At 69.2% G+C, this 23348-nt stretch carries 22 protein-coding genes and 1 pseudogene; 3 read left to right on the top strand and 20 right to left on the bottom strand.

The features are described 5' to 3' along the window. Positions 1 to 14: 14 nt before the first annotated feature. The 18 genes and pseudogenes from dprA to YWM_RS0107780 all read right to left on the bottom strand — a co-directional run bounded on the left by dprA (position 15) and on the right by YWM_RS0107780 (position 16831). A complete protein-coding gene (gene dprA / locus YWM_RS0107865; protein ID WP_043660184.1) occupies positions 15 to 1178 on the bottom strand; it encodes a DNA-processing protein DprA in 1164 nt (387 codons plus the stop codon). Positions 1179 to 1427: 249 nt separating this feature from the next. Next, positions 1428 to 2945, bottom strand: coding sequence for a YifB family Mg chelatase-like AAA ATPase (locus YWM_RS0107860; RefSeq protein ID WP_028850265.1), 1518 nt, complete (start codon positions 2943 to 2945; stop codon positions 1428 to 1430). Next, positions 2945 to 3262, bottom strand: coding sequence for a YraN family protein (locus YWM_RS0107855; protein WP_245565960.1), 318 nt, complete (start codon positions 3260 to 3262; stop codon positions 2945 to 2947). Before YWM_RS0107855 ends, YWM_RS0107860 begins: the two co-directional genes overlap by 1 nt. A gap of 569 nt (positions 3263 to 3831) precedes the next feature. Further along, on the bottom strand, positions 3832 to 4155 hold the full coding sequence (locus tag YWM_RS0107850) for a DUF2469 domain-containing protein (protein WP_028850263.1): 324 nt from the start codon (positions 4153 to 4155) through the stop codon (positions 3832 to 3834). Continuing rightward, positions 4152 to 4976, bottom strand: a complete 825-nt coding sequence (locus tag YWM_RS22635; RefSeq protein ID WP_052344666.1) for a ribonuclease HII — start codon at positions 4974 to 4976, stop codon at positions 4152 to 4154. Before YWM_RS22635 ends, YWM_RS0107850 begins: the two co-directional genes overlap by 4 nt. A gap of 11 nt (positions 4977 to 4987) precedes the next feature. Further along, a pseudogene (gene lepB / locus YWM_RS22630) lies at positions 4988 to 5713 on the bottom strand (signal peptidase I); the annotation flags it as partial. Between the two features lie 81 nt (positions 5714 to 5794). Beyond that, a complete protein-coding gene (gene lepB / locus YWM_RS22625) occupies positions 5795 to 6523 on the bottom strand; it encodes a signal peptidase I (protein ID WP_156914706.1) in 729 nt (242 codons plus the stop codon). Positions 6524 to 6642: 119 nt separating this feature from the next. Next, positions 6643 to 7002, bottom strand: a complete 360-nt coding sequence (gene rplS / locus YWM_RS0107830; protein ID WP_028850262.1) for a 50S ribosomal protein L19 — start codon at positions 7000 to 7002, stop codon at positions 6643 to 6645. A 163-nt stretch (positions 7003 to 7165) separates the two neighbouring features. Beyond that, positions 7166 to 7930, bottom strand: coding sequence for a tRNA (guanosine(37)-N1)-methyltransferase TrmD (gene trmD, locus YWM_RS0107825; protein ID WP_028850261.1), 765 nt, complete (start codon positions 7928 to 7930; stop codon positions 7166 to 7168). A gap of 2 nt (positions 7931 to 7932) precedes the next feature. Continuing rightward, entirely contained in the window at positions 7933 to 8439 is a 507-nt protein-coding gene (gene rimM, locus YWM_RS0107820; RefSeq protein WP_028850260.1) for a ribosome maturation factor RimM, read from the bottom strand. Between the two features lie 27 nt (positions 8440 to 8466). Then, a complete protein-coding gene (locus YWM_RS0107815; protein ID WP_028850259.1) occupies positions 8467 to 8706 on the bottom strand; it encodes an RNA-binding protein in 240 nt (79 codons plus the stop codon). After that, positions 8703 to 9200 (bottom strand): 30S ribosomal protein S16, encoded by a 498-nt coding sequence (rpsP, locus tag YWM_RS0107810; protein WP_028850258.1) that lies wholly within the window; start codon positions 9198 to 9200, stop codon positions 8703 to 8705. Before rpsP ends, YWM_RS0107815 begins: the two co-directional genes overlap by 4 nt. A gap of 173 nt (positions 9201 to 9373) precedes the next feature. Then, positions 9374 to 10105, bottom strand: a complete 732-nt coding sequence (locus tag YWM_RS0107805; RefSeq protein WP_084612258.1) for a CPBP family intramembrane glutamic endopeptidase — start codon at positions 10103 to 10105, stop codon at positions 9374 to 9376. Between the two features lie 29 nt (positions 10106 to 10134). Beyond that, a complete protein-coding gene (locus YWM_RS0107800) occupies positions 10135 to 11223 on the bottom strand; it encodes an amidohydrolase family protein (protein WP_211232452.1) in 1089 nt (362 codons plus the stop codon). 15 nt (positions 11224 to 11238) lie between these two features. Continuing rightward, positions 11239 to 12786 (bottom strand): signal recognition particle protein, encoded by a 1548-nt coding sequence (ffh, locus tag YWM_RS0107795; protein WP_028850255.1) that lies wholly within the window; start codon positions 12784 to 12786, stop codon positions 11239 to 11241. 95 nt (positions 12787 to 12881) lie between these two features. Beyond that, on the bottom strand, positions 12882 to 15194 hold the full coding sequence (locus YWM_RS0107790) for a [protein-PII] uridylyltransferase (RefSeq protein WP_043660087.1): 2313 nt from the start codon (positions 15192 to 15194) through the stop codon (positions 12882 to 12884). A gap of 9 nt (positions 15195 to 15203) precedes the next feature. Further along, a complete protein-coding gene (locus tag YWM_RS0107785; protein WP_028850253.1) occupies positions 15204 to 15542 on the bottom strand; it encodes a P-II family nitrogen regulator in 339 nt (112 codons plus the stop codon). Continuing rightward, complete coding sequence (locus YWM_RS0107780; protein WP_028850252.1) at positions 15539 to 16831, bottom strand: ammonium transporter; 1293 nt, start codon at positions 16829 to 16831, stop codon at positions 15539 to 15541. The genes YWM_RS0107785 and YWM_RS0107780 overlap by 4 nt, the downstream gene beginning before the upstream one ends. Before the next feature lie 198 nt (positions 16832 to 17029). Between YWM_RS0107780 and YWM_RS0107775 the strand changes: the two genes are divergently transcribed. Continuing rightward, complete coding sequence (locus YWM_RS0107775) at positions 17030 to 17638, top strand: (2Fe-2S)-binding protein (protein WP_245565959.1); 609 nt, start codon at positions 17030 to 17032, stop codon at positions 17636 to 17638. Positions 17639 to 17642: 4 nt separating this feature from the next. Here the strand turns inward: YWM_RS0107775 and YWM_RS0107770 are convergent, their stop codons facing one another. Beyond that, complete coding sequence (locus YWM_RS0107770) at positions 17643 to 18452, bottom strand: serine hydrolase (RefSeq protein ID WP_028850250.1); 810 nt, start codon at positions 18450 to 18452, stop codon at positions 17643 to 17645. A gap of 69 nt (positions 18453 to 18521) precedes the next feature. Between YWM_RS0107770 and dinB the strand changes: the two genes are divergently transcribed. Together dinB and YWM_RS0107760 are read left to right on the top strand one after the other, a co-directional pair. Beyond that, a complete protein-coding gene (dinB, locus tag YWM_RS0107765) occupies positions 18522 to 19709 on the top strand; it encodes a DNA polymerase IV (protein ID WP_043660083.1) in 1188 nt (395 codons plus the stop codon). A gap of 82 nt (positions 19710 to 19791) precedes the next feature. Then, positions 19792 to 21276, top strand: coding sequence for an APC family permease (locus YWM_RS0107760; protein ID WP_028850248.1), 1485 nt, complete (start codon positions 19792 to 19794; stop codon positions 21274 to 21276). A 620-nt stretch (positions 21277 to 21896) separates the two neighbouring features. On the opposite strand, the gene ftsY is transcribed toward YWM_RS0107760, so the two are convergent. Further along, positions 21897 to 23348 carry a signal recognition particle-docking protein FtsY gene (gene ftsY / locus YWM_RS0107755; protein ID WP_211232451.1) on the bottom strand — a complete coding sequence of 484 codons (1452 nt, stop codon included), beginning with the start codon at positions 23346 to 23348 and terminating at the stop codon, positions 21897 to 21899.

Below are 23348 nucleotides of genomic sequence, written 5' to 3'. Positions count from 1 at the left end.
GGTCGACAGCGGGCTCAGCCTTTCCAGGTGGGATCCGCCCGAGTCGGGGCGCGAGCCAGCCTCCAACCGGCCTCCGTGCGCTCGCAGAAGCCCTCGACTTCCAACGCAGGGAGCACGGAGCGCACCGCTCGCTCCGCAACTCCGGCGTCCACCACCAGCTGCTCGACGGTCTTCGGAGTGTCCGCCAGCGCCTCGTGAACGAGCAGGGCATCGCCAGTGAGTTGATCGGTCGCTCGCGGCGGGGGTTCGCTCTCCGCGGCAAGGTCCGCGCCCAGCGCGCCGACGACCTCGAGCACCTGTGCTGCGGACGTCACCAAAGCCGCCCGCTCATTGCGGATGAGGTCGTGGCAGCCAGCCGAATTGCGGGAGATCAGCGGGCCCGGCACCGCCATGACGGGTCTGCCGAGGAGTCGAGCCGTGTTCGCGGTGTTGCGCGCCCCGCTTCGTAATCCTGCTTCGACAACCACAGTCGCTGCACTCAGCGCGGCAAGCAATCTGTTGCGGACCAGGAACCGGTGCCGAGCGGGCGGTGTTCCCGGGGAGTACTCGCTCAACACCAGACCGCGCTCGGCGATCTTGTTGAGCAGTCGCCCGTGGCCGGCCGGGTAACCGGCATCCAATGCACAACCAAGAACGGCGACGGTCACGCCTGCGGCGGCGAGTGCGCCACGGTGAGACGCCGCATCGATCCCGTAAGCAGCACCGGAGAAAATTGCGACCCCCTCAGTGGCCAGGCTGAACGCCCAATCGGATGCAATGTGTTCGCCGTAGCTGCTGGCTGCCCGGGATCCGACCATCGTCACCGAGCGTTTGACGGCCCCGTCGAGGCGTCCGCCACCGCGGGCCCACAAAGCGATCGGAGCGCTCATCCCCTTGATTCCGCGAGCACCGGCGACCGTCAGCGCGAGCAACGGCCAGGAAGGCCACTCATCGTCCTCGGGCGTGATCAGTCGGGCGCCCAGCTTCTCCTGTGCGCGCTCAAGATCGGCGGCGGTCACCGTGAGGTGGGCTCTCGCTTCCGTTTCCTGCGCAACTGCCGGCGGAACCTGCCGGGCACGCACGCGCTCGGCTGCTTCGGTTGGACCGTGCGCGGAGACAAATGCAGCGAGGGCCGCCGCAGGTGGTTCCGCGACTCGCAGCAGGTAGGCTCGCGCCACCCGCTCCTCAGTGAGCCTCATGCCGGCACCCTTCACGGCGATCCACGACCCCGGCTGCATCGGCGGCCCGCGGCAGCCACCGCACCTCGGGAACCCTCACGCCGGTACCCCGCTCTCCGAAGTCCGACGCCACAGCGGCATCGGCGACCCACGGCAGCCACCGCACCTCGGGAACCCTCACGCCGGTACCCCGCTCTCCGAAGTCCGAGGCCGTAGCGGCATCGGCGACCCGCAGTAGGTAGGCCCTCACCAACCACTCCTCAGTGGTCCTCATGCCGGCACCCGCTCACGAAAGTCCATGGCCATGGCGACTTCGGCACTGGTCGGGACCTCCAGCCCGGCGAGGTCGGCCAGCGTCCAGGCCAGCCTCAGACACCGATCGGCGCCGCGGGCCGTGAGATGACCTCGCGCGAGAGCACGCCGCAGCAATTCGGTCGCTCGACTCGGCAAAGCGAACTCGGTACGCAATTTCGGACCGGGAACCTCGGCATTCGTTCGCCACCCATAAGCAGCCCATCGCGCCCGGGACCGCTCGCGAGCGACGATGACCCGCTCGCGAACCTCGGCCGTGGTCTCCCGACGATCGGCGCCATAGCACTCCGCCACCGAGATCGGCCGCAGGTGCACGCGAATGTCCACCCGGTCCAGCAGTGGGCCGGACAACCGGCCCAGATAACGGCGACGAGTCTGCTGGGAGCACGTGCAGTCTTCGTCGCGCGCTGGAGCGCACGGGCACGGGTTGGTGGCCAACACCAGCTGAAATCGCGCCGGGTACACCACCGAACCGCGAGCGCGCGACAGCCGCACCTCGCCTTCCTCCAACGTCGTGCGCAATGCTTCCAGCCGGTGCGGTCCGAATTCGCAGGCTTCGTCCAGTAGGAGCACCCCTCGGTGCGCCCTGCTGACTGCACCAGGCATGGCGATTCCCGGGCCACCACCGATCAGCCCGGCGAGCGATATCGAGTGATGCGGTGCGACCAATGGCGGCGTCCGAACCAACGACGCTCCGGCATCGAGGCTTCCGTCCACCGATTGCACCGCGGCGACTTCCAAGGCTTCGTCGTCCGACAGCGGAGGGAGCAGACCGGGTAGACGACGGGCCAGCATCGTCTTCCCGACACCGGGTGGGCCGACCATCAGCAGGTGGTGTCCACCCGCGGCAGCCACCTCGAGTGCCCAGCGCGCATCCGACTGACCCGCAACGTCGGCGAGGTCGGGCGGCGGCTCCTCTTTCCGCGGACTTGCGGGAGCGTCCGGCGGAGCACTGAGTGGCCCTACGTCGCGCAACCAGTTCACGACTGCCGACAGGTCCGGTGCTCCCCCGACGTCGATACCGTCCACCAGCGCGGCTTCCGCCAACGACGCCTCCGGGACAACAGCCAGCTTCAGACCGTGCGCACGGGCGGCGAGCAAACTCGGCAGCACGCCACGCACCGGCCGCAGCCGACCGTCGAGGGCGAGCTCCCCGATCAACACGGCGGACGCCAGCTTCTCCGCCGGTACGACCCCGCAGGCGGCCAACACCGCCACGGCGATGCCCACGTCGTACGCGGAGCCGACTTTCGGCAGGTTCGCCGGCGACAAGCCGAGCGTCAGTTGGCTCGTCGGCCATGGCAGTCCGGAGTTCCGGATGGCCGATCGCACTCTGTCCTTCGCCTCGCGCACCCCGGTATCGGGCAAGCCGACCATTTTCGTGCCCGGCAAACCCGAACCGATATCGGCCTCGATCTCGACGAGCCGTCCCTCCAGACCGGCCAGCGCCATCGACCACGCACGTGCCACCGGCATCAGAACGCTCCCGGAATGTGCCGCAGCCGCGGTCTCTGGCCAGGCGGCATGAACACCGACACCACGTCGAATCGCACCGGCCCTGGCGGGACCCCGAAAGTGCTCAACCACTTACTCGCCGCGCGTCGGATCCGCGCCATCTTTCCCGGAGTGACCGATTCGGCCGGCGTGCCGCAGCGCAAACCGGACCGCGTCTTGACCTCGCAGACGATCAACGTGCGACCGTCGTAGCCGACGATGTCCAGCTCGCCCTCGCGACATCGCCAATTACGCGCGAGCACGGTGCACCCGCGCTGCTCGAAGTATTCCGCGGCCAACTGTTCGCCTTGCCGAGCCAGCGATCGCTGACTTCGCGCACGTTCTTGGACTGAGCCCACCGCTACCCCCAGTTCGCTGACATCCACCAACCACGATGGACTTCAGCTCGCAGCGGCAACAGCGCGAACCCGGCCGGGTGTGGATAACTGGAGCTTGTGGACAACCCGGAGGCGCGCGCAGGAGCGCGAACGGCCGGGCGACGAGGCCGGTCACCGCGCGAGGCGGAACGGCGCGGCAGCAGAGCGCCAAAAGCCGCACGAGGCCGAACAGCCCCGACTGCAGGGCGCCGAAACCCGCACCAGGCCGAACAGCCCGATAGCAGGGCGCCGAAACCCGCACCAGGCCGAACAGCCCCGACAGCAGGACCGGCAGCAACGCACGGTGGAACGACCCGACGACCGGGCCGGCAGGTGCTCGAAGAGGACCGCCCGACGGCAGGGGTTCGACAGCCACGCACGACGGAGCACCGGAACGGTGGAGTCGGCAGGCGCACGGCGCCGAACCGCGCGACGGCAGGGCCCGCGCGATCGCTGCAGAGGGCCTTGCATCCGGTCAGGGCGCCAGGGCCCTACGGCGGGAAGGGACCGCCCTCCGGCAGCCGCAAGTCGGGCTTCTCCAGCTCCTCGACGTTGACGTCCTTGAACGTGATCACTCGAACGTTCTTGACGAACCTGGCGGGCCGATACATGTCCCACACCCAGGCGTCGGACATCCGCACCTCGAAGTAGACCTCACCCGCGGCGTCCCGTACCTGCACGTCGACCGAATTGGCCAGGTAGAAGCGCCGCTCGGTCTCCACCACATAGGTGAACTGACCGACGATGTCGCGGTACTCGCGATACAGCGAGAGCTCCATCTCGGTCTCGTACTTCTCGAGGTCCTCCGCGCTCATCCGGTTGCGGCTCCTCCTAGCTGTCTGACGAGCTCCAAGCTCCCATTCTGGCCCACCTCGGACGTCTCGGCATCCAACGGTTCCACGGCACACGCAGCGTTACGGATCGATGCCGCACTGCGCTGCACCCGCCGCGGTGGCGTNATCCCTCGCTGCATGCCCGCCATGGCCACGTTCGCGAACGACCACCGATGCTCCTCACACGGCCCGTGCGCGCTGAGCGCGGCCCCGTGCTCGGGCGTGTTGTACCCCTTGTGCTCGTCGAAGCCGTAGTGCGGATACCGCTCGTGCAGCTGCATCATCAGACGATCTCGCGTCACTTTCGCCAGCACCGACGCCGCCGCAACACACGCCACGGCCCGATCGCCTTTGACGACCGGAACACTCGGCGCCGTCAGACCGGGCACACGGAACCCGTCGATCAGCACGTACCCCGGATGCGGATTCAACCGCGCGATCGCTCGGCGCATGCCCGCAACGTTGGCCGCATGCACGCCGTCCCGGTCGACTTCCTGCGGCGGGATGACGACGACCTCGTACGCGACCGCGCGACGCTTCACCTGCTCGAACACCCGCTCCCGCGCGATCGGCGTCAGCAATTTCGAATCCGTCAGTTCGGGCAGCCGCTGGGCGTCCGAGTGCCGCAACACGCACGCGGCGACCACCAGCGGCCCCGCACACGCGCCACGCCCGGCCTCGTCGACACCGGCAACCGGCCCGAGCCCACGGCGGTCGAGCGCACGTTGCAACCCCCACTTCCCGGAGTCCCGGCGAATGAGCACCCGGTCCGGCCACCAAGGGGCTCTACGGTGTCGAGCCATCACGTCCCACCCTGCGGGTTGTGGTCGCTCACGCCTCCCCACCGAGCGGGCGGCCAGACGATGAGCTGGGCTTTGCCGATGACGTTGTCCACCGGCACGGTACCCCGGACTCCACCGCCGCCCTGGAAGCGCGAGTCAGCCGAATTGTTCCGATTGTCGCCCAACACGAACACATGCCCGTCGGGCACCGTGAACTCCTTGAACGACTGCTGCTTGTGCGGCATACCCGGCGGATAGTAGAGGTACGGCTCGTCCAGCGGTTTGCCGTCCACCAGGACCCGGTTCCGACTGTCGCAGCAGCGCACCTTCTGTCCGCCGACCGCGATGACGCGCTTGATGAAGTCTCGTTCGTCCGGTGGCGCGAGCCCGATCATCGACCCCAGTTCCTGGAAGAACCCGGCGATCCCGTCGCTGCGCGTGATCTGCATGTCGTTCACCCACGCGGGCGGCCCACGGAACACCACGACGTCGCCCGGCTCGGGGTCGTCGAACAGGTACGCCATCTTGTTCACCAAGACCTTGTCCGGCGTGCACCCGGTGCAACCGTGCAACGTCCGCTCCATCGATCCGGACGGGATCATGTACGGCCGCGCGATGAACTGCTGGATCAGGAACGTCAGCACGATCGCGATCAACAGCAGGATCGGCAGTTCTTTCCAGAACGAGCGCTTTTTCTTGTCCTCGCGCTGCTCTTCCGGCTCCTCCTGCGGCCCCTCGGCGGAAGCTTCGTCGGACACGTCATCACCCACGTCCGCCACATTACGGGAGACGAAGCGCCACCTTCCGTGCGACACCTCGGTGACCGTCGGTTACCACCGTCACCCCGAGCCGGACTGCGGGTTGTAGTCGCTGATGCCGCCCCAGCGGCCCGGCGGCCACACGATGAACTGGGCCTTGCCGATGATGTTCTCCACCGGAACCGTGCCCCGGACGCCCCCGCCGCCCTGCACGCGCGAGTCGCTGGAGTTGTTGCGGTTGTCGCCCATGACGAACACCGACCCCTCGGGCACGGTGACCTCGGCGAACTCCTGCTGACGCGTGCCTCTGCCCGGCTCGAAGTACAGGTACGGCTCGTCCAGCGGCTTGCCGTCGACGAGCACCCGGTTCTTCGCGTCACAGCACTTGATGGTCTGGCCGCCGACGGCGACGATCCGCTTGACGAAGTCCCGCTCGTCCGGCGCCGCGAGCCCGATCATCGACCCGAGCTCACGGAAGAAACCGGCGATTCCGGTGCTCTCCTCGATCTGCTCGTCCCCCACCCACGGGCCCGGGCCCTTGAACACCACCACGTCACCGGGCTGCGGGTCGGAGAACCGGTAGGTGATCTTGTCCACCAGCACCCGGTCCGGCGTGCAACCCGGGCAGCCGTGCAGCGTCAGCTCCATCGAGCCGGACGGAATCATGTACGGCCGGGCGATGAATGTCTGGATCGCGAACGTCAGGCCGAGGGCCACCACCACGAGGATGGGCAGCTCTTTCCAGAACGACCGTTTGCGCGGCGGCCGGCGGATCCGGTGCGCGCCGCGCTTGGGCCGGGGGCCCCACATGGGGTCGTTGAACGTGTAGCTCTGGGCGCGGAGGATTCTCGTCTCGGCTCGAGCGTTGCGGCTCCCCCGACGCGCCAGATTGACCACGCACTCAGATTACGGGAACGAAACGACCCGCGTCAGGAAGCGGACGGAGCCTCTCGACGCTCCTTGATCTTGGCGGCCTTGCCACGCAGGTTGCGCAAGTAGTACAGCTTCGCGCGCCGCACGTCGCCGCGCTTGGCGACCTCGATCTTGGCGATGTTCGGCGAGTGGACCGGGAAGGTGCGCTCCACGCCAACGCCGAACGACATCTTGCGCACCGTGAAGGTCTCGCGGATGCCACCACCGTTGCGGGCCAGCACGACGCCCTCGAAGACCTGCACGCGCTCGCGGTTGCCTTCGATGACGCGGACATGCACCTTGACCGTGTCTCCTGGCCGGAAGCTCGGGATGTCGTCCCGCAGCGACTGAGCTTCCAGCGCGTCCAGGGTGTTCATCGTCTCGTCCGTCCTCGTGCTCGGATTCGTGCTACGGCATGCTCGACCGTTGATGCCGGATGCCTCAGGATTGATTCGGCGCCGCGGCTCGGTGGCCGCGTGCAGCAACCAGCCAAGTATTGCAGACCTGAACCTGCCCGCCGCATCCGGGTGGATCGAGGCGTCAGTCGGCCTGCGCCTCGCCTTCGGCTTTCGTCGCGTGGAACTCGGCAAGCACCGCCCGGTCGTCCTCGTCCAGCTGGTCGGCGAGCCGGGCGATCAGGTCCGGCCGACGGGCGGCCGTGCGGCGCAACGCCTGGTCACGCCGCCAGCGTTCGATACGCGCGTGGTTGCCCGAGCGCAGCACCTCGGGAACGGCAAGACCCCGCCACACCTCGGGCCGGGTGTAACACGGGCCCTCCAGCAAGCCGTCGCTGAACGAGTCCTGCTCGGCCGACACCGGGTTGCCCAGCACTCCGGGTAGCAGCCGCACGACGGCCTCCACCATGACCAACACCGCGGCCTCGCCACCGACCAGCACGTAGTCGCCGATCGACACCTCGTCGACCGGCATCCGGCGCGCGGCGTCCTCGACCACCCGTTGGTCGATCCCCTCGTAGCGGCCGCACGCGAACACCAGGTGCTGCTCCTGCGCGTACTCGCGCGCCATCTCCTGCGTGAACGGCGTACCCGCAGGCGTCGGCACGATGAGCCGTGTCTGCTCGGTACACACCGCGTCCAGGGCTTCACCCCACACCTGCGGCTTCATGACCATGCCCGGCCCGCCGCCGTACGGCGCATCGTCGACCGCGCGGTGCACGTCGTAGGTCCAGTTCCGCAGATCATGAACCCCGAGGCTGATCAGGCCGCGATCCAACGCCCGGCCCAGCAGCGCCGTGCGTAGCGGCTGCAGGTACTCGGGAAAGATCGTCACCACGTCGAGCCGCACGACTAGAACAGTCCTTCCGGCGGGTCCAGCACGACCTTGCCCTGGCTCAGGTCCACCTTCGGCACGATCGCGCGCACGAACGGCACGAGCACCTCGCGGCCTTCGAACTCGACCGCAAGCAGCTCCCCACCCGGCGTGTGCACGACTTCCTTGACCGTGCCGCGCGGTGTGCCGTCGGCCAGCTCGGCCGCGAGCCCGCTCAGCTCGTGGTCGTAGAACTCGTCCTCGTCCTCGGTCGGCGGCAGATCGTCGGTGTCCGCGAGCAGCACGGCGCCCCGCAAGCCCTCGGCGGTCGTCCGGTCCACGACTTCGTCGAACCGGACGAGCAAACGGCTGCCGTGCGGCCGGGCAGACCGCACGGTGAGTTGCCGGGACTTCTTGTCACGGGTGCGCGCCCGCACCACGGCGTCCTCGGCGAACCGCACCTCGGGGACGTCGGTGCGGACATCCACCGCGACCTCCCCACCGATGCCGTGTGGCTTGGCGACCCGGCCGACGACTACCTCCACGCGACCTCCACGCCAGCGGCAGACGCCTCAGCGATCGGTGTCGACGACGTCGACCCGCACGCCGCGGCCGCCGATCCCGCTCATCACCGTGCGCAGCGCGGTGGCGGTACGGCCACCACGGCCGATGACCTTGCCGAGATCGTCCGGGTTGACGTGCACCTCGAGCGTGCGGCCGCGCCGCGTGGTGATCAGCTCCACCCGGACGTCATCCGGGTTGTCGACGATGCCCCGCACCAAGTGCTCGAGCGAATCGGCGAGGAAGCTCACTCTTTGTCGGCCTTACCCTCGTCGCCGGACTCGGCCTTCGCCTCGTCCTTCTTGGACTCCTTGGCCTTGGCCTCCTTGCCCTTCTTGCCCTCGGCCTTGTCCTTCTTCGCCGACTTCTTCTTGCCCTCGGTGGCGTCCGCCTCCGGGCGGCCGCCCGCCTCCTCGAGAGCCTTGGCGAACAGCTCTTCCTTGGACGGCTTCGGCTCGGCGACCTTCAGCTTGCCTTCCGCACCCGGCAGGCCCTTGAACTTCTGCCAGTCACCGGTGATCTCCAAGATGCGCTGCACCGGCTGGGTCGGCTGCGCGCCGACGCTCAACCAGTACTGGGCCCGCTCGGAGTTCACCTCGATGAAGCTCGGCTCCTCCTTCGGGTGGTACATACCGATCGTCTCGATGGCCTTGCCATCCCGACGGGTACGCGCGTCGGCTACCACGATCCGGTAGTAGGGGGCACGGATCTTGCCAAGGCGCTGCAGTCTGATCTTGACGGCCACGGGTGTGGGACTCCTCGTTCGTTCGCACTTCGGTTTCGTCGACCGCGCGCGATCCGAGTGGGGGCGGATGCTGCAGTCGCAGGATTCTGGGGCTCCGGGCGCGGTGAGAGGGTCCGGCCGAAGCAGCAAGCAGTCATTCTGCCAGATGGCCCGACCGGCGCTGACAGTACCCACTACACCTGCATCGCACCGAGCGCGGTGAGCAGCAGCGCCAGTGCCGGCAGGAAGTTGTTGACCTGGTGGGCGACGATGCTGCCGAGCAGCCGCCCGGTCACCAGCCGGGCGAGGCCGATCGGGATGGAGATGACGATCAGCAGGGTGGTGCGCAGCGGCTCGAGGTGGCTGGCTGCGAACACGGCGGTGGACAACACGAACGCGGCGACCCTCCCCCAACGCTCCTTGCCCCAGTGCAGCCGCTCGACGGCTCCCCACAGCAAGCCGCGGAAGATGATCTCCTCGCAGATCGGGCCGATCAGCCACAGGTAGAGGAACAACACCACGGCGGCCTGCACGGACAGCGGCGTCTGCTGGATCAGGGTGCCGATCGCCGACCGGGCGTTCTCCTCCCCGACCACCTGGGTCCACACCGCCACGCCGATGGTGGTGACGACCAGGCCGAGCAGGCCGAACCGCAAGCCGGTGCGCACGTCGTCCCAGCGAAACTCCAGCCGCAGGTCGGTGAGCGGGCCGTTGCCACGCACCCGGGTGATCAGGATCGCCACGCCCGCGGCCACCACCGTCGGGGTGATCGTGCCGATCAGAATGTCGCGCATCGGGACCGTCTCACCCGGAGCGCGGCCCTCCCGCAGGATCGCGGACACCAGTGCCGCGGTCGCCAGCAGCACGGCCTCGACCAGCAGGAAAGCCCCGAAGCCCCACCGATGACCTGGCGGCCGCTCCTCCATCTCGGTCACCGGCACGTCCGGATCGACGGTCACCGCACCACCGCGCCGCGCAAGACGCCGCACACCGGACGGCGCAGCACGCCGATGTCCTCCCTCGGGTCCGCGTCGAACGCCAGCAGGTCCGCTTCGCCGCCGTCCACCACACCGGAGTAGCCCAGCCACTCACGCGCCCGCCACGACGCGGCACCGATCGCCTCGGTGGCGCTCAGCCCGGCGGCGTGCAGCAGCTCGATCTCGTCGACGATCCTGCCGTGCTTGACGACGCTGCCCGCGTCCGTCCCGGCGTAGATCTGGATGCCCGCATCGATGGCCGCCGCGATGACCTCCGGGTTCCTGCGGTGCAGGTCCAGCATGTGCTGCGCGTAGACCGGATACTTCACCGCCTGCGCGGCGATGTCCGGGAAGTTGGCGATGTTGGTCAGCGTCGGCACCAACGGGACGCCGCGCCGCACCATCTCGTCGATCGTCTCGTCGGTCAGCCCGGTGCCGTGTTCGATGCAGTCCACGCCCGCGGCCAGCAACCCGGGCAACGCGGCTTCGCCGAACACGTGCGCGGTGACTTTGCCGCCCGCCTCGTGCGCGACCTTGATCGCCTGGTCCAGCACATCATCCGGCCACAACGGCGCCAGATCCCCGATCTCCCGGTCGATCCAGTCGCCGACCAGCTTGACCCAGCCGTCGCCGTAGGCGACCTGCTCGGCGACGACCTCGGGAAGCTGTTCCGGTTCGTCCAGGTCGACGGCGAACCCACGCAGGTAACGCTTCGGCCTGGCCAGGTGCCTGCCTGCGCGGATGATGCGCGGCAGATCCGCCCTGCCTTGCAGCTCGCGGGTGTCGATCGGGGCGCCGCAGTCCCGGATCAGGAAGACGCCTGCGTCGCGCTCGACGATCGCCTGCTGTTCCGCCTCGGCCAGGTCGTCCAGCGGCCCACCAGGGCCGATACCGATGTGGCAGTGTGCGTCGACCAGCCCCGGCAGGATCCACACGTCGGTGGCGACCGTGCGGGACCCGGGTACCTCGGTGAACGAGATCCGGCCATCGGTGACCCAGATGTCGCGCTTGTGGCCCTCGGGCAGTACGACACCGGACAGGTGCAACGGCGGCAGCGACGACGTCATCGGCACGCCCCCCGGTCAGTTCTCGTCGGTCTTCTTCGGCAACTTGAGCTTGCTCGGGTCGAATCCCGGCGGCAGGTCGTTCATGCCACCCAGCTTCGACAGGTCCGGCATGCCTCCGGGCATCCCACCGGGCATCGGCGGCATGCCGCCGGGCAGACCGGGGAAACCGCCGCGCATCCTGGGCTGCGTGGCCCCCTTCTTCTTGCCCTTCTTGCCTTTCTTGCCCTTGCGGGTCTTGCTCACCCGCTTGCCGCCCATGCCGAACCCGCCGGCCATCTGCTGCATCATCTTGCGGGCTTCGAAGAACCGGTTGACCAGGTCGTTGACCTCGCGCACCTGCACGCCGGACCCTTTGGCGATACGCAGCCTGCGCGAGGCGTTGATGATCTTCGGGTTGGCCCGCTCCGCGGGCGTCATGCCGCGGATGATCGCCTGCACCCGGTCCAGGTGCTTGTCGTCGATCGCGGCCAGCTGATCCTTCATCTGGCCGGCGCCGGGCAGCATGCCGAGCAGGTTGGCGATCGGCCCCATCTTGCGCACCGCGAGCATCTGCTCGAGGAAGTCCTCCAGCGTGAGCTCGCCCGCGGTCATCTTGGCCGCGGCTTCCTCGGCCTGCTGCTGGTCGAAGGCCTTCTCCGCCTGCTCGATCAGCGTGAGCATGTCGCCCATGCCGAGGATGCGCGAGGCCATCCGGTCCGGGTGGAACGCGTCGAAGTCCTCGAGTTTCTCGCCGTTGGAGGCGAACAGGATCGGCTGGCCGGTGACCTCCCGGACGCTCAGCGCGGCACCACCGCGGGCGTCACCGTCCAGCTTGGTGAGCACGACACCGGTGAAGCCGACACCGTCCCGGAACGCCTCGGCCGTGGTGACCGCGTCCTGACCGATCATCGCGTCGACCACGAACAACGTCTCGTCGGGCTGCACCCGGTCACGGATGTCCGCGGCCTGCTTCATCAGCTCTTCGTCGATGCCGAGCCGGCCCGCGGTGTCGACGATGACCACGTCGTGCTGCCCGCGGCGGGCCTCGTCGATGCTGCGCGCGGCGACGTCGACCGGATCACCGACACCGTTGCCCGGCTCGGGCGCGAAGACCGCGACACCGGCCCGCTCACCGACCACCTGCAGCTGGGTGACCGCGTTCGGCCGCTGCAGGTCACAGGCCACCAGCAGCGGCGAGTGTCCCTGCTTGCGCAGCCACATCGCGAGCTTGCCCGCCAGGGTGGTCTTACCGGAGCCCTGCAGACCGGCGAGCATGATCACCGTCGGCGGGTTCTTGGCCAGGTTCAGCCTGCGCGTCTCGCCACCGAGGATCGCGACGAGTTCCTCGTTGACGATCTTGATGACCTGCTGGGCCGGGTTGAGGGCCTGGTGCACCTCGGCGCCTTTGGCCCGCTCCTTGATGCGCGAGATGAACGTGCGCACCACCGGCAGCGCGACGTCCGCCTCGAGCAGCGCGATACGGATCTCGCGGGCGGTCGCGTCGATGTCGGCATCGGTCAGCTTGCCCCGGCTACGCAGGTTCTGCAGGACGGAGGTAAGCCGGTCGGAGAGGGTGTCGAACACGGGTGTGTACTCCAGCGGTCGTTGGTGACGGGCATAACGGCCCAACCGCAACGGTATCAACACCGCGGGTGCGCCCGACCTGCGCGCACACGGTCTCAGCGCGCTGCGGCCAGGACGGCTCGCTCCACCGAACGGCGCCATGCGGCATCTCGCGGGTTGCCCGCCGTGGAACGCAGCGCGAAGGCGTCCACGCACGACGCCCCGAACGTCGCCACCCTGGCCCAGCTGACACTCGCGCCCGCCGTACGCAGCGCGCTGGCCACCCGGTGCAGCAGCCCGATGCGGTTGGCCGCCCGGAGCTCGAGCAACGCGACGTCGGCCCCTTCCGCCTCGTCGTCGAACCACAGCACGGTCGGCTCCACCCGGTCCGTGCCGGAGTCGTAGTCGCGTTCCTTGACGGCGAGCTGCTCGGCCAGCGGAAGACGGCCGGTGACGGCCCGGACGATCTTCTCCCGTAGCAACGCGGCATCCGGCGGAGTCCCGAAACGCGGCGACGCGTGCAGCACAGCGACCGCGACGCCACTGTCCTCCAACTGCGTGGCCGCGCCGACCTCGAGCGACGACAAAGCCAGCGCTCCCGCCACCGGCGCGAGCAACGACACGTCGCGAGGGGCGGCGACCGTCACCGTGGCGACCGGGCCGTCGGAGGACACCAGCACCTCCGGTCGGCCGGATTCGCCTGCCCGCTTGGCCAGCGTCTGCTGATCGGGAGTGAGCGGATCGGGCCCGGCGGGCTCCTCACCGCGGATCAGTTCGCGGCAGCGGGCGACGAGCTCCCCGACCAGCCTGGCCTTCCACGGCGTCCACACCCCCGGCCCGGTGGCCAGCGAGTCCGCCTCGGTCAGCGCGTGCAGAAGATCGAGCAGCAGCGCGCTGCCGCCGATGGTGTCGACCACCCGTCGCACGGTCTCCAGCTCGGTGATGTCTCTGCGCGTCGCCACGTGCGGAAGGAGCAGGTGGTGCCGCACCATCCCGGTGACGATGTCGACATCGGGAGCGGACAGGCCGAGCCGTTCCGCCATGTGGCGGGCGATCTCGGCGCCGATCACCGAGTGATCCGCGCCGCGGCCTTTGCCGATGTCGTGCAGCAGCGCCCCGATCAACAGCAGATCCGGCCGGGGCACCCTGGTCGTCAGTTTCGACGCCTCGACGCAGGTCTGCACCAGGTGCCGGTCGACGCACCAGCTGTGCACGGGCTCGGCCGGGGGCAGGTCACGCACCGCTCCCCACTCGGGCAGCAGACGGGTCCACAAACCCAAGTTGTCCAGCGCCTCGACCGCGTCGAGGAGCCCCTCGCCCGAACCCAACAGTGCAACCAGTTCGCTGCGCGCCTGAGCGGGCCACGGTTGTCGGAGTTCGGGAGCCGAGTCCGCCAGGGTCCGCAGCGTGCCGTGTGCGACGGGCTTGCCCGTGCGAGCGGCGGCTGATGCCACCCGTAGCAACAACGCCGGATCCTTGCCCGGGGCCGCGCCACGCGCCAGCGCGACCTCGCTCCCGTGCAGCACGACGCCCTCGGCGAGGGGCTGACGACGCTGCCGGCCACCCGGACGTTCCGCGGTCCGCAGCGCCACGTCGAGCGTGTAGCGGACCGCGCGGGCACCGGCATAGAGCTGCTTGAGCAAGGCGGACCGATCGCCGAACCCCAAGTCACCGGCGATCTTGTCCGCCTGCTCCGCGCCGAGCACGTCCCGGTTGCGGCGCAGTTCGAGGCGCAGTTCCGTGCGGATGTCCAGCATCAGGCGCTTGACCTGCGCCAATTCGCCGTCGAGCCGATCGGTCAGTTGAGCGACCGACAACGCCTCCAGCACGGCGATGTCCCGCAACCCGCCGCCTGCGTGTTTCAGATCCGGTTCGGCGGACTGCGCGATCTGCCCGCTGCGTCGCCACCGCTCGCGCACCGCCGCAGCCAGGTCCGCGAAGCGCTGCCTGACCACCCGCTGCCACTGCTGCTTGGCCGAGGCGGCCAGCCCGGCGGCCAGCTGCTCGTCACCGGCGATCACCCGCAACTCGAGCAGCCCCATGGCGGTGCGGAGATCGTCGCGGGCAACCGACAACGCCTCGGCAGCGGTCCGCACCGCGTGGTCGAGGCCGACCTTGGCGTCCCACAACGGGTACCACAGCGCCTGGGCGACGCGGTCCAGCTCCGCCGTGGCGACGGTGCCGTCGTGCAACAGCACCAGGTCGAGGTCGGAGTACGGCACCAGCTCGCGCCTGCCCAGGCCGCCGACGGCGACCAGTGCGACACCACCGGGTCCGTCCGGGGTGCCGACACCGGCCGCCGCCGCTGCCTTGCTCAGCCAGAATTCGTACAGCTCGACCAGTGCGGCACGCAGCTCGCCCGCCACCAGCCGGCCATGGCGCCTGCCCAGCAGCCGTTCGGCCGCCGCGACCAGCTCGCCGACGTCCACGTGCGGCGATTACAGCGCGTCCGCGCCACGCTCGCCGGTGCGGACCCGGATGACCTGCTCCACCGGCGTGACCCACACCTTGCCGTCGCCGATCTTGCCGGTCTGCGCCGCGCGCACGATGGCGTCGACGACCTTCTCCGCGCTCGCCTCGTCGGTGAGCACCTCGACCCGCAGCTTCGCCACGAAGTCCACGGCGTACTCGGCACCCCGGTAGACCTCGGTGTGCCCCTTCTGCCTGCCGTAGCCCTGCGCCTCGGAGACCGTCATGCCCAGCACACCGAGCTGCTCGAGCGCGGAGCGGACCTCGTCCAGGGTGAACGGCTTGATGATGGCGGTGATCAGCTTCATGCCGTGCTCTCCTCCAGCTTCTTGCTCGCCGCGGCGATCGACGAGCCACCCGACCGACCACCCCGGCCGATCCCCAGCTCATAACCGACCTCGGCGTGCTCGGCCTCGTCGATGCCGGAGACCTCGACGTCCTCGTCCACCCGGAAGCCGATGGTCTTCTGGATGGCGAAACCGATGACGAGCGCGGCCACCAGCGAGTAGACCGTGACCCCGAGCGCCCCGGCGATCTGCGGCCAGATCTGACCGGCCCCACCGCCGTAGAACAGGGCGTCCACGCCGTCCGGGGTGACCCGGGCGGTGGACAGGAACCCGAGGCTGACGGTGCCGATCCACCCGCCGACGAAGTGAATACCGACCACGTCGAGCGCGTCGTCGTAGCCCAGCTTGTACTTCAGCGCGACCGCCAGCGGGCAGATCAGGCCGGCGAGCCCGCCGATGGCCAGTGCGCCCCACGTGTCGACGTAGGCGCACGACGGCGTGATGGCCACCAGACCGGCCACGATACCCGAAGCGGCACCCAGGCTGGTCGGCTTGCCGTCGCGCAGCCGCTCCACCAGCAGCCAGCCGAGCATGGCCGCACACGTGGCGGTCACCGTGTTGACGAACGCGACACCGGCGACGCCGTCGGCGGCGTACGCGGAGCCGGCGTTGAAGCCGAACCATCCGAACCACAGCAGGCCGGCGCCCAACATCACGAACGGCAGGTTGTGCGGCTTCATCGGCTCCTTCGGCCAGCCCTTGCGCTTGCCGAGCACGATCGCCAGCGCCAGGGCGGCCGCACCGGAGTTGATGTGCACCGCGGTACCACCGGCGAAGTCCAGCGCCCCCATCTCGCCGATCCAGCCGCCGTCACCCCACACCCAGTGCGCGACCGGGAAGTAGACCAGCGTGGCCCACAGGCCGGCGAACAGCAGCCACGGGCCGAACCGCGCACGGTCGGCGATCGCACCCGCGATCAGCGCCACCGTGATGATGGCGAACATCGCCTGGAAGGCCACGTCCACCGTGCCGCCGGTCGGGTCGGCCTCCGGATCGAAGTCGAGCAGGCCGGTGATCCCCAGCAGGTCGTTCGACCATCCGAACAGCCCGCCGACGTCGTCGCCGTAGGCCAGGCCGTACCCGTAGAGCACCCACAACACGCCGATCAGCCCGATGGCGCCGAAGCACATCATCATGATGTTGAGCACGCTCTTCGAGCGGACCATGCCGCCGTAGAAGAACGCCAGGCCTGGCGTCATCAGCAGCACCAGCGCTGCGCTGGTGAGCAACCAGGCGGTGTTTCCTTCCATGGTGTCTCCTCGCGACACTCGCGTACCGGACAATGGCCGTCAGCATGCGAGGTCGGTGTTGCGCCTGAACGCATCGACGATTTCTCGCGTGTGAACCACGGGCGGCATGCTGTTACGACCAGGTTTCGTGCGTGCTCGCACCACCGCCGAACAGGTGACCGGGAGGGCGTCATCAGCGAGATCCAGCCGGCCTCGATCGTGGTGGACCACCAGTGGCTGCGCGCCCAGCTGGACCTCGCGCGACGGCTCTACGGGCAGGCTCCCGAGCGGGTCCTGGGGACGGTGTGGTGGTACTCGGTGTCGTCGGTGTTGCTGGCGCAACCGCTCGAGCGGCTGTTCAACGGTGTTCCGGTCGATCCGTCGCTGGAGGCGATGACCTTGCGGATCCTGCCGGACGGTCGGTTCGTCGAGGCCTCCTCGCACCGGCCGTTGGCGGGTGGCGTCGGAGAGTTCGGCCGGCGGTTGCATGCCGTGTTCGGCGCTGTCACGAAGACCGTGGCCGCTGTCTCCGGGGCCGGTGAACCTGCACTGTGGGCCATCGCGACCGATTCGGTGGCCAACAGGTTGTTGTCCGCCGGGCAAGCTGCTGCTGATCAGGAGCGGGCCGTGCGGCTGGCGGCAGAGGTGGCCGAGGCTGTCGGACCGGAGTTGCCGAGGCCGCGCTTCGCCGAGGTCGGGCCGCATCTGGTGGTCCGTCGCGCATCGTGTTGCCTGATCGATCGCACCCCGGTCGGGACGACGTGCGCCTCGTGCCCGAACCAACACCCTGATGAGCGAGCGCGGCGCATCCGCCGGCTGCTGGGCTGATGGGTCAGACGTCGGCCCGGAGGTGCGCCCCGACCTCGCGCATACCTGCCAGCACGGCGTCGCGGTGTGGGTCGTTCGGGCCGTCGGGCGTCCAGTTCACCAGCACCGCGTAGGCCACGGTGCGCCGTGGACCGTGAACGAGGCCGACATCTGCTCGGATGCCGTCGTCCGTGCCGGTTTTGTTGATCAAGCGGACGCCACGGTCCGGGCGCTGATGCGCCAGTGGGTCGAGCCCGAACGCCGACCCGACCATCGACAGGTCCGTGCCGAGCTCGAGCCACTCGAGCACCCGAGCAGCCGCGCGGAGGTCACCGGTGTGCAGCACGCGCATCAACTGGGTGAGCTCGGCCGCCGTGCCGGTCGAGAGCGTCGGTGGATCGCTCGGCCGTCGGATGTCCCGCACCTGGTCGTGCAGGGCGGTGTCGGTGAGGCCCAGGCGCTTCGGCCACTCCTGGACTGCTGTGAGCCCCACGAGGTCGAGCAGCACGTTGGTGGCCAGGTTGTCGCTGACCGCGCCGACGAGGGCGGCCGCGTCCACCACCGGCAGGAGGTCGGTCGCCAAGTGCTGCCACAGACCCGAATCCGCCACCGGCTCCACGGCGCGCCGGTCGAGCAGATGGTGCGGCGGCAGCTGACCCGACACGAGCCGGTCGGCCACCTCGAGCAGCAGGAAGAGTTTGCCCACACTGGCCGTGGCCAGCCTGCGGTGTTCGCCGCGCCCGGCCAACCGCCGGCCTGAGACGACGTCGACCACGCTGATTCCCCAGGTGGCGCGCCCCGCTGTCGGCAGGGATGACATGAATGCGTCATTCACGACGTCAGATTGCCACCGTCGCTCGATCAGACGCTGAATCGAAGGCCCATCCATGCGAACATATGTTCGATGACTGCTTCCATCCTGCACGCCGATCTCGACGCGTTCTTCGCTTCCGTCGAACAACGCGACGACCCCCGCCTGCGCGATCGCCCGGTGATCGTCGGAGGGGGTGTCGTGCTGGCCGCCAGCTACGAGGCACGCGCGTGCGGGGTGCACGGAGGGATGGGCGGCAGGCAGGCGAAGCGGCTGTGTCCCGACGCCGTCGTGGTTCCGCCTCGCATGCAGGCCTATGTCGATGCGAGCAAGGCCGTGTTCGACGTGTTTCGGGACACCACCCCGGTGGTCGAAGGCATTTCCATCGACGAGGCGTTCCTGGATGTCAGCGGGCGGGCCAGGGTGGCGGGGCGGCCGCGGGACATCGCCCAGCGTCTGCGAGCGGAGGTGCGCCGCCGAGTGGGGCTGCCGATCACGGTGGGCGTCGCCCGCACCAAGTCGTTGGCGAAGGTGGCCAGCGCGGAGGCGAAACCCGACGGCTTGTTGGTGGTCGAGCCGGGCGAGGAAGAGGCGTTCCTGCACCCGCTGCCGGTCGAACGGTTGTGGGGCGTCGGTCCGGTAACTGCGGAGAAGCTGCGCGGCATGGGAATCACGACGATCGGCGACCTGCACCGGGCGTCGCGGACAGCACTGAAACACCAGGTCGGCGTGGCGGTGGGTAACAAGTTGCACGCCCTGGCCGGTAACCGTGACCCGCGGCGAGTCGTGACGCGGCGCAGGCGGGGGTCGATCGGATCGCAGCGGGCACTCGGACGCCGCACCCGATCGCCGGACGAGCTGGACGCGATCCTCGTCGGACTGGTCGACCGGGTCGGCAGACGGATGCGCGCGGCGGGCCGGACGGGGCGCACGGTCGTACTCCGGCTGCGCTTCGGCGACTTCACCCGCGCGACGAGGTCGCGGACCCTGCCGATCTCGACCGCGCACGGCGAAACGCTGCTGACGGTGCTGCGCGGGCTGCTGGCCGAGGCGATGCCGATGATCGTGGATCGCGGCATCACGCTGCTGGGCATCACCGTCGCCAACCTCGACGGGGGCAGCGGCAGGCAACTGGAACTGCCGCTGTTTCCCGGCTCGGACGGATCGGTGGACGAGGCGATGGATCAGATCTGGCAGAAGTACGGCAAGGAGTCGCTGACCCGCGGGGTTCTCGTCGGCCGAAGTCCGGGTATCGAAATGCCGACCCTTGCAGATGGGTAAAGAGTGCTGGCGTCGAATATCGGGTATTGCGGTGATCACATAAGGTGTCCCCCGCATCTGTGCGGCAAGAGGGAGGCATGACGTGAGCGATACGGCGGCATCCACGGAGCGAGGGCCGGGCGGCCAGCCTCCGCTCAAGCGGGTCATGGGCACCAAGCTGCTCCTGCTGTTCATCGTCGGCGACATCCTGGGTACCGGGGTGTACGCACTGACCGGCGATGTGGCCGCCGAGGTCGGCGGCGCGGCCTGGGCCCCGTTCCTGGTGGCGTTCATCGTGGCGACACTGACCGCGTTCGCCTACATGGAGCTGGTCACCAAGTACCCGCAGGCGGCGGGTGCAGCGCTGTACACCCACAAGGCGTTCGGCATCCACTTCGTGACGTTCCTGGTGGCCTTCGCCGTGATGTCCTCCGGCATCACGTCGGCGTCCACCGCGTCCCGGTCGTTCGCGGCGAACCTGGCCGAAGGCGTCGGCCTCGACTGGGGCGACACCGGCATCATGTTTCTCGCGCTCGGCTTCATGACGCTCGTCGCGCTGATCAACCTGCGCGGCGTCGGCGAGAGCGTGAAGTTCAACGTCTTCCTGACCTTGGTCGAGCTGCTCGGTCTGCTGGCCGTCATCGTCATCGGCTTCATCGCCATCGGCGGTGGGAACGCCGACTTCAGCCGCGTCACGGTGTTCGACACCGCCGACGACAAGTCGGCGTTCATCGCCGTTACGGCGGCGACCACGCTGGCCTTCTTCGCCATGGTCGGCTTCGAGGACTCGGTGAACATGGCCGAGGAGACCAAGGACCCGGTGCGGATCTTCCCGAAGATCATGCTCGGCGGTCTGAGCATCACCGGCGTCATCTACATCCTGGTGTCCATCGCGGCGGTCGCCGTGGTGCCGGTCGGCGAGCTGGCCGCCAGTGACACGCCGCTGCTCGAGGTGGTCCGGGCGGGTGCGCCTGACCTGCCGATCGAGGACATCTTCCCGTTCATGACGATGTTCGCGGTGGCCAACTCGGCGCTGATCAACATGCTGATGGCCAGCCGGTTGCTGTACGGCATGGCGAAGAAGCGGGTGCTGCCCAGGCCGCTGGCCACCGTGCACCCGTTCCGCCGTACCCCGTGGATCAGCATCATCTTCACCACGCTGATCGCGTTCGCCCTGATCATCGTGGTGACCGGTGTGCTCACCGACGACCCGGCGACGCCGGAGGACGAAGCGGGCGACGTCCTCTCGCTGCTGGGCGGCACGACGTCGCTGCTGCTGCTGGGCGTGTTCACCGTGGTCAACATCGCCGTGCTGGTGCTCCGCCGCAAGCCGGTGAAGCACAAGCACTTCAAGGCGCCGACGTTCATCCCGGTGCTCGGCGCGCTGGCCTGCGCCTTTCTGGTCGGGCCGTGGACCGAGCGCAACCCGGACGAGTACCTGGTGGCCGCAGGCATGATCGGCCTCGGCATCGTGCTGTGGGCACTGACGTGGTTGTTCGACCCGCAGTCGCGGGGCGCCCAGGCCAGCGCCTTCGATGACGAGGAGGAGGAACGGCTCGCGGTCGAAGGTGGTCGCGGCGAGGAGTAGCCGGACTTCGTGGCTCGGTGGGACGAGGGAGCTCGTCCCACCGAGCTTCTTTGTGGCCTGGATGGCACTGCGACGCCGCGGGGGAAGGCAACGGCGCACCCGCTCTGCAGCAGTACGACGGTGCAGCGGGACACACCCGCTCTGCAGCGGCGCGGCGGCAGCGCAGCGGGACACCGCCCTGCAGCGGTGCAGCGGGCCAGCAGGGCATCGGAATCGCCGAAATTCACAGAATGCGCCGGCGATTGTCGCTTCGCGGCGGCTGAAGGGCGACGATGTGCCGGTCGGGAGCCGGCCGAGCCGCATCAGCGGTGTTCGCATGGTCCGACGAGACCGGGCACAAAGTGCCCACATCGGGAGGCAGCTCTCCACAGAGGCCGCCCCTCGCGACGCACGAAGGCACGCCGCACCAGCGCAGCGCGCCGCCCGTCGGTCGAGCAGCGCATCGCTGGTAACGCCGCTGGTCAGTCGAGCAGTGCGTCACTGATAGCGCCGCGCGGCGGGCTGCGCATCATTAGTAGCGCCGCTCGTCAGTCGAAGAGCCCGTCCCTGATAGCGCCGCTCGTCAGTCGAAGAGCGCGTCCCTGATGGCGCCGCTCGCCGATTGACCAGAACGCCGCCGGTCAGTTGAGCAGCGCGTCGACGAAGGCTTCCGGCTCGAAGGGGGCCAGGTCGTCAGGTCCTTCCCCGAGGCCGACCAGCTTCACCGGCACCCCGAGCTCGCGCTGGACCTGGAACACGATGCCACCCTTGGCCGTGCCGTCGAGCTTGGTGAGCACGATGCCGGTGACGTCCACGACCTCACGGAACGCCCGCGCCTGGGTCAGTCCGTTCTGGCCGGTGGTGGCGTCCAGCACCAGCAGCACCTCGTCGACCTTCGCCTGCTTCTCCACGACACGCTTGACCTTGCCGAGCTCGTCCATCAGCGTCGACTTGGTGTGCAGGCGGCCTGCGGTGTCGATCAACACCGCGTCCACGCCGCTGTCGATGCCGCGCTTGACCGCGTCGAACGCCACCGCGGCGGGGTCCGCACCCTCCTTGCCGCGCACGACCTCGGCGCCGACCCGCTCGGACCACGTCTGCAACTGATCGGCGGCAGCCGCACGGAACGTGTCAGCCGCACCGAGCAGGACGCGGTGCTGCTGCGCGACGAGCACGCGCGCGAGCTTGCCGGTCGTGGTCGTCTTGCCGGTGCCGTTCACGCCGGCAACCAGCACCACCGCCGGATGCTTCTTCCCGTCCACCTCGTGCGGCAAGGCCCGGACGGCCCTCTCCGCCTGGGGGTTCAGCGCGTCGATGAGCACCTCGCGCAACAGGGCGCGCGCCTGATCGGCCGTCCGGACACCGCGACTGACCAGCTCGGTGCGCAGTCGTTCGACGATCTCCGTGGTGGTCGCCGCGCCGAGGTCGGCGACCAGCAGGGTGTCCTCGACGTCCTGCCACGAATCCTCGTCCAGGTCGCCCGCGCCCAGCAGGCCCAGCAGGCTCTGGCCGAACGCCGACCGGGACTTCGCCAGCCGTCCGCGCAGCCGCTCGATGCGTCCCGCGGCCGGTGCGGGCTCCTCGGTCGAAACCGGGGCCTGTGCCGGCTGAGCCTCCGGGGCTGCCGGCCCGGCTTTCGCGGCCGGCTCCGGCTCGGCTTCGACCGCGGCAGGACCGGCGTCGCGCTCCTCCGTCTTGGCCGGGGCCTCCGTCTTGCTCGGAGCCGCTGCGCTTCCCTCAGCCGCGGCGCCCTCGGTGCCCTCCGGCAGCTTGACGTCGACGATCCCGCGGCGAAGGCTGTCGCGCGGCACCGAGGCGTCGTCTCCCACGCCGGGTTGGCCGTCGACCTCCGTGCGTTCGCCGGCGGGGTGCTCCGGTGGCTGGTGCTCCTTCACGCCACCGGGCGCCAGCGCGATGCCACCGCCCGCGGTGTATCTGCCGCCGGCCGGCTTCTCCTCCTTCGCCGAACGTTCCTCGGCGAGGCGGATCTTGCGGCGGCGGGAAAGCGTGAGCCCCGCGACCAGCGCCACGGTCAGCAGCACAACGACGACGAGGATGACCCAGAACCACACGTTGTCCGTCACGCTCGTCAT

Source organism: Thermocrispum municipale DSM 44069 (genome assembly GCF_000427825.1).
In the GTDB taxonomy this organism is placed as follows: domain Bacteria; phylum Actinomycetota; class Actinomycetes; order Mycobacteriales; family Pseudonocardiaceae; genus Thermocrispum; species Thermocrispum municipale.
The sequence above is the reverse complement of the archived record's forward strand: the minus strand, read 5'-3'. Positions and strand labels throughout refer to the sequence as shown.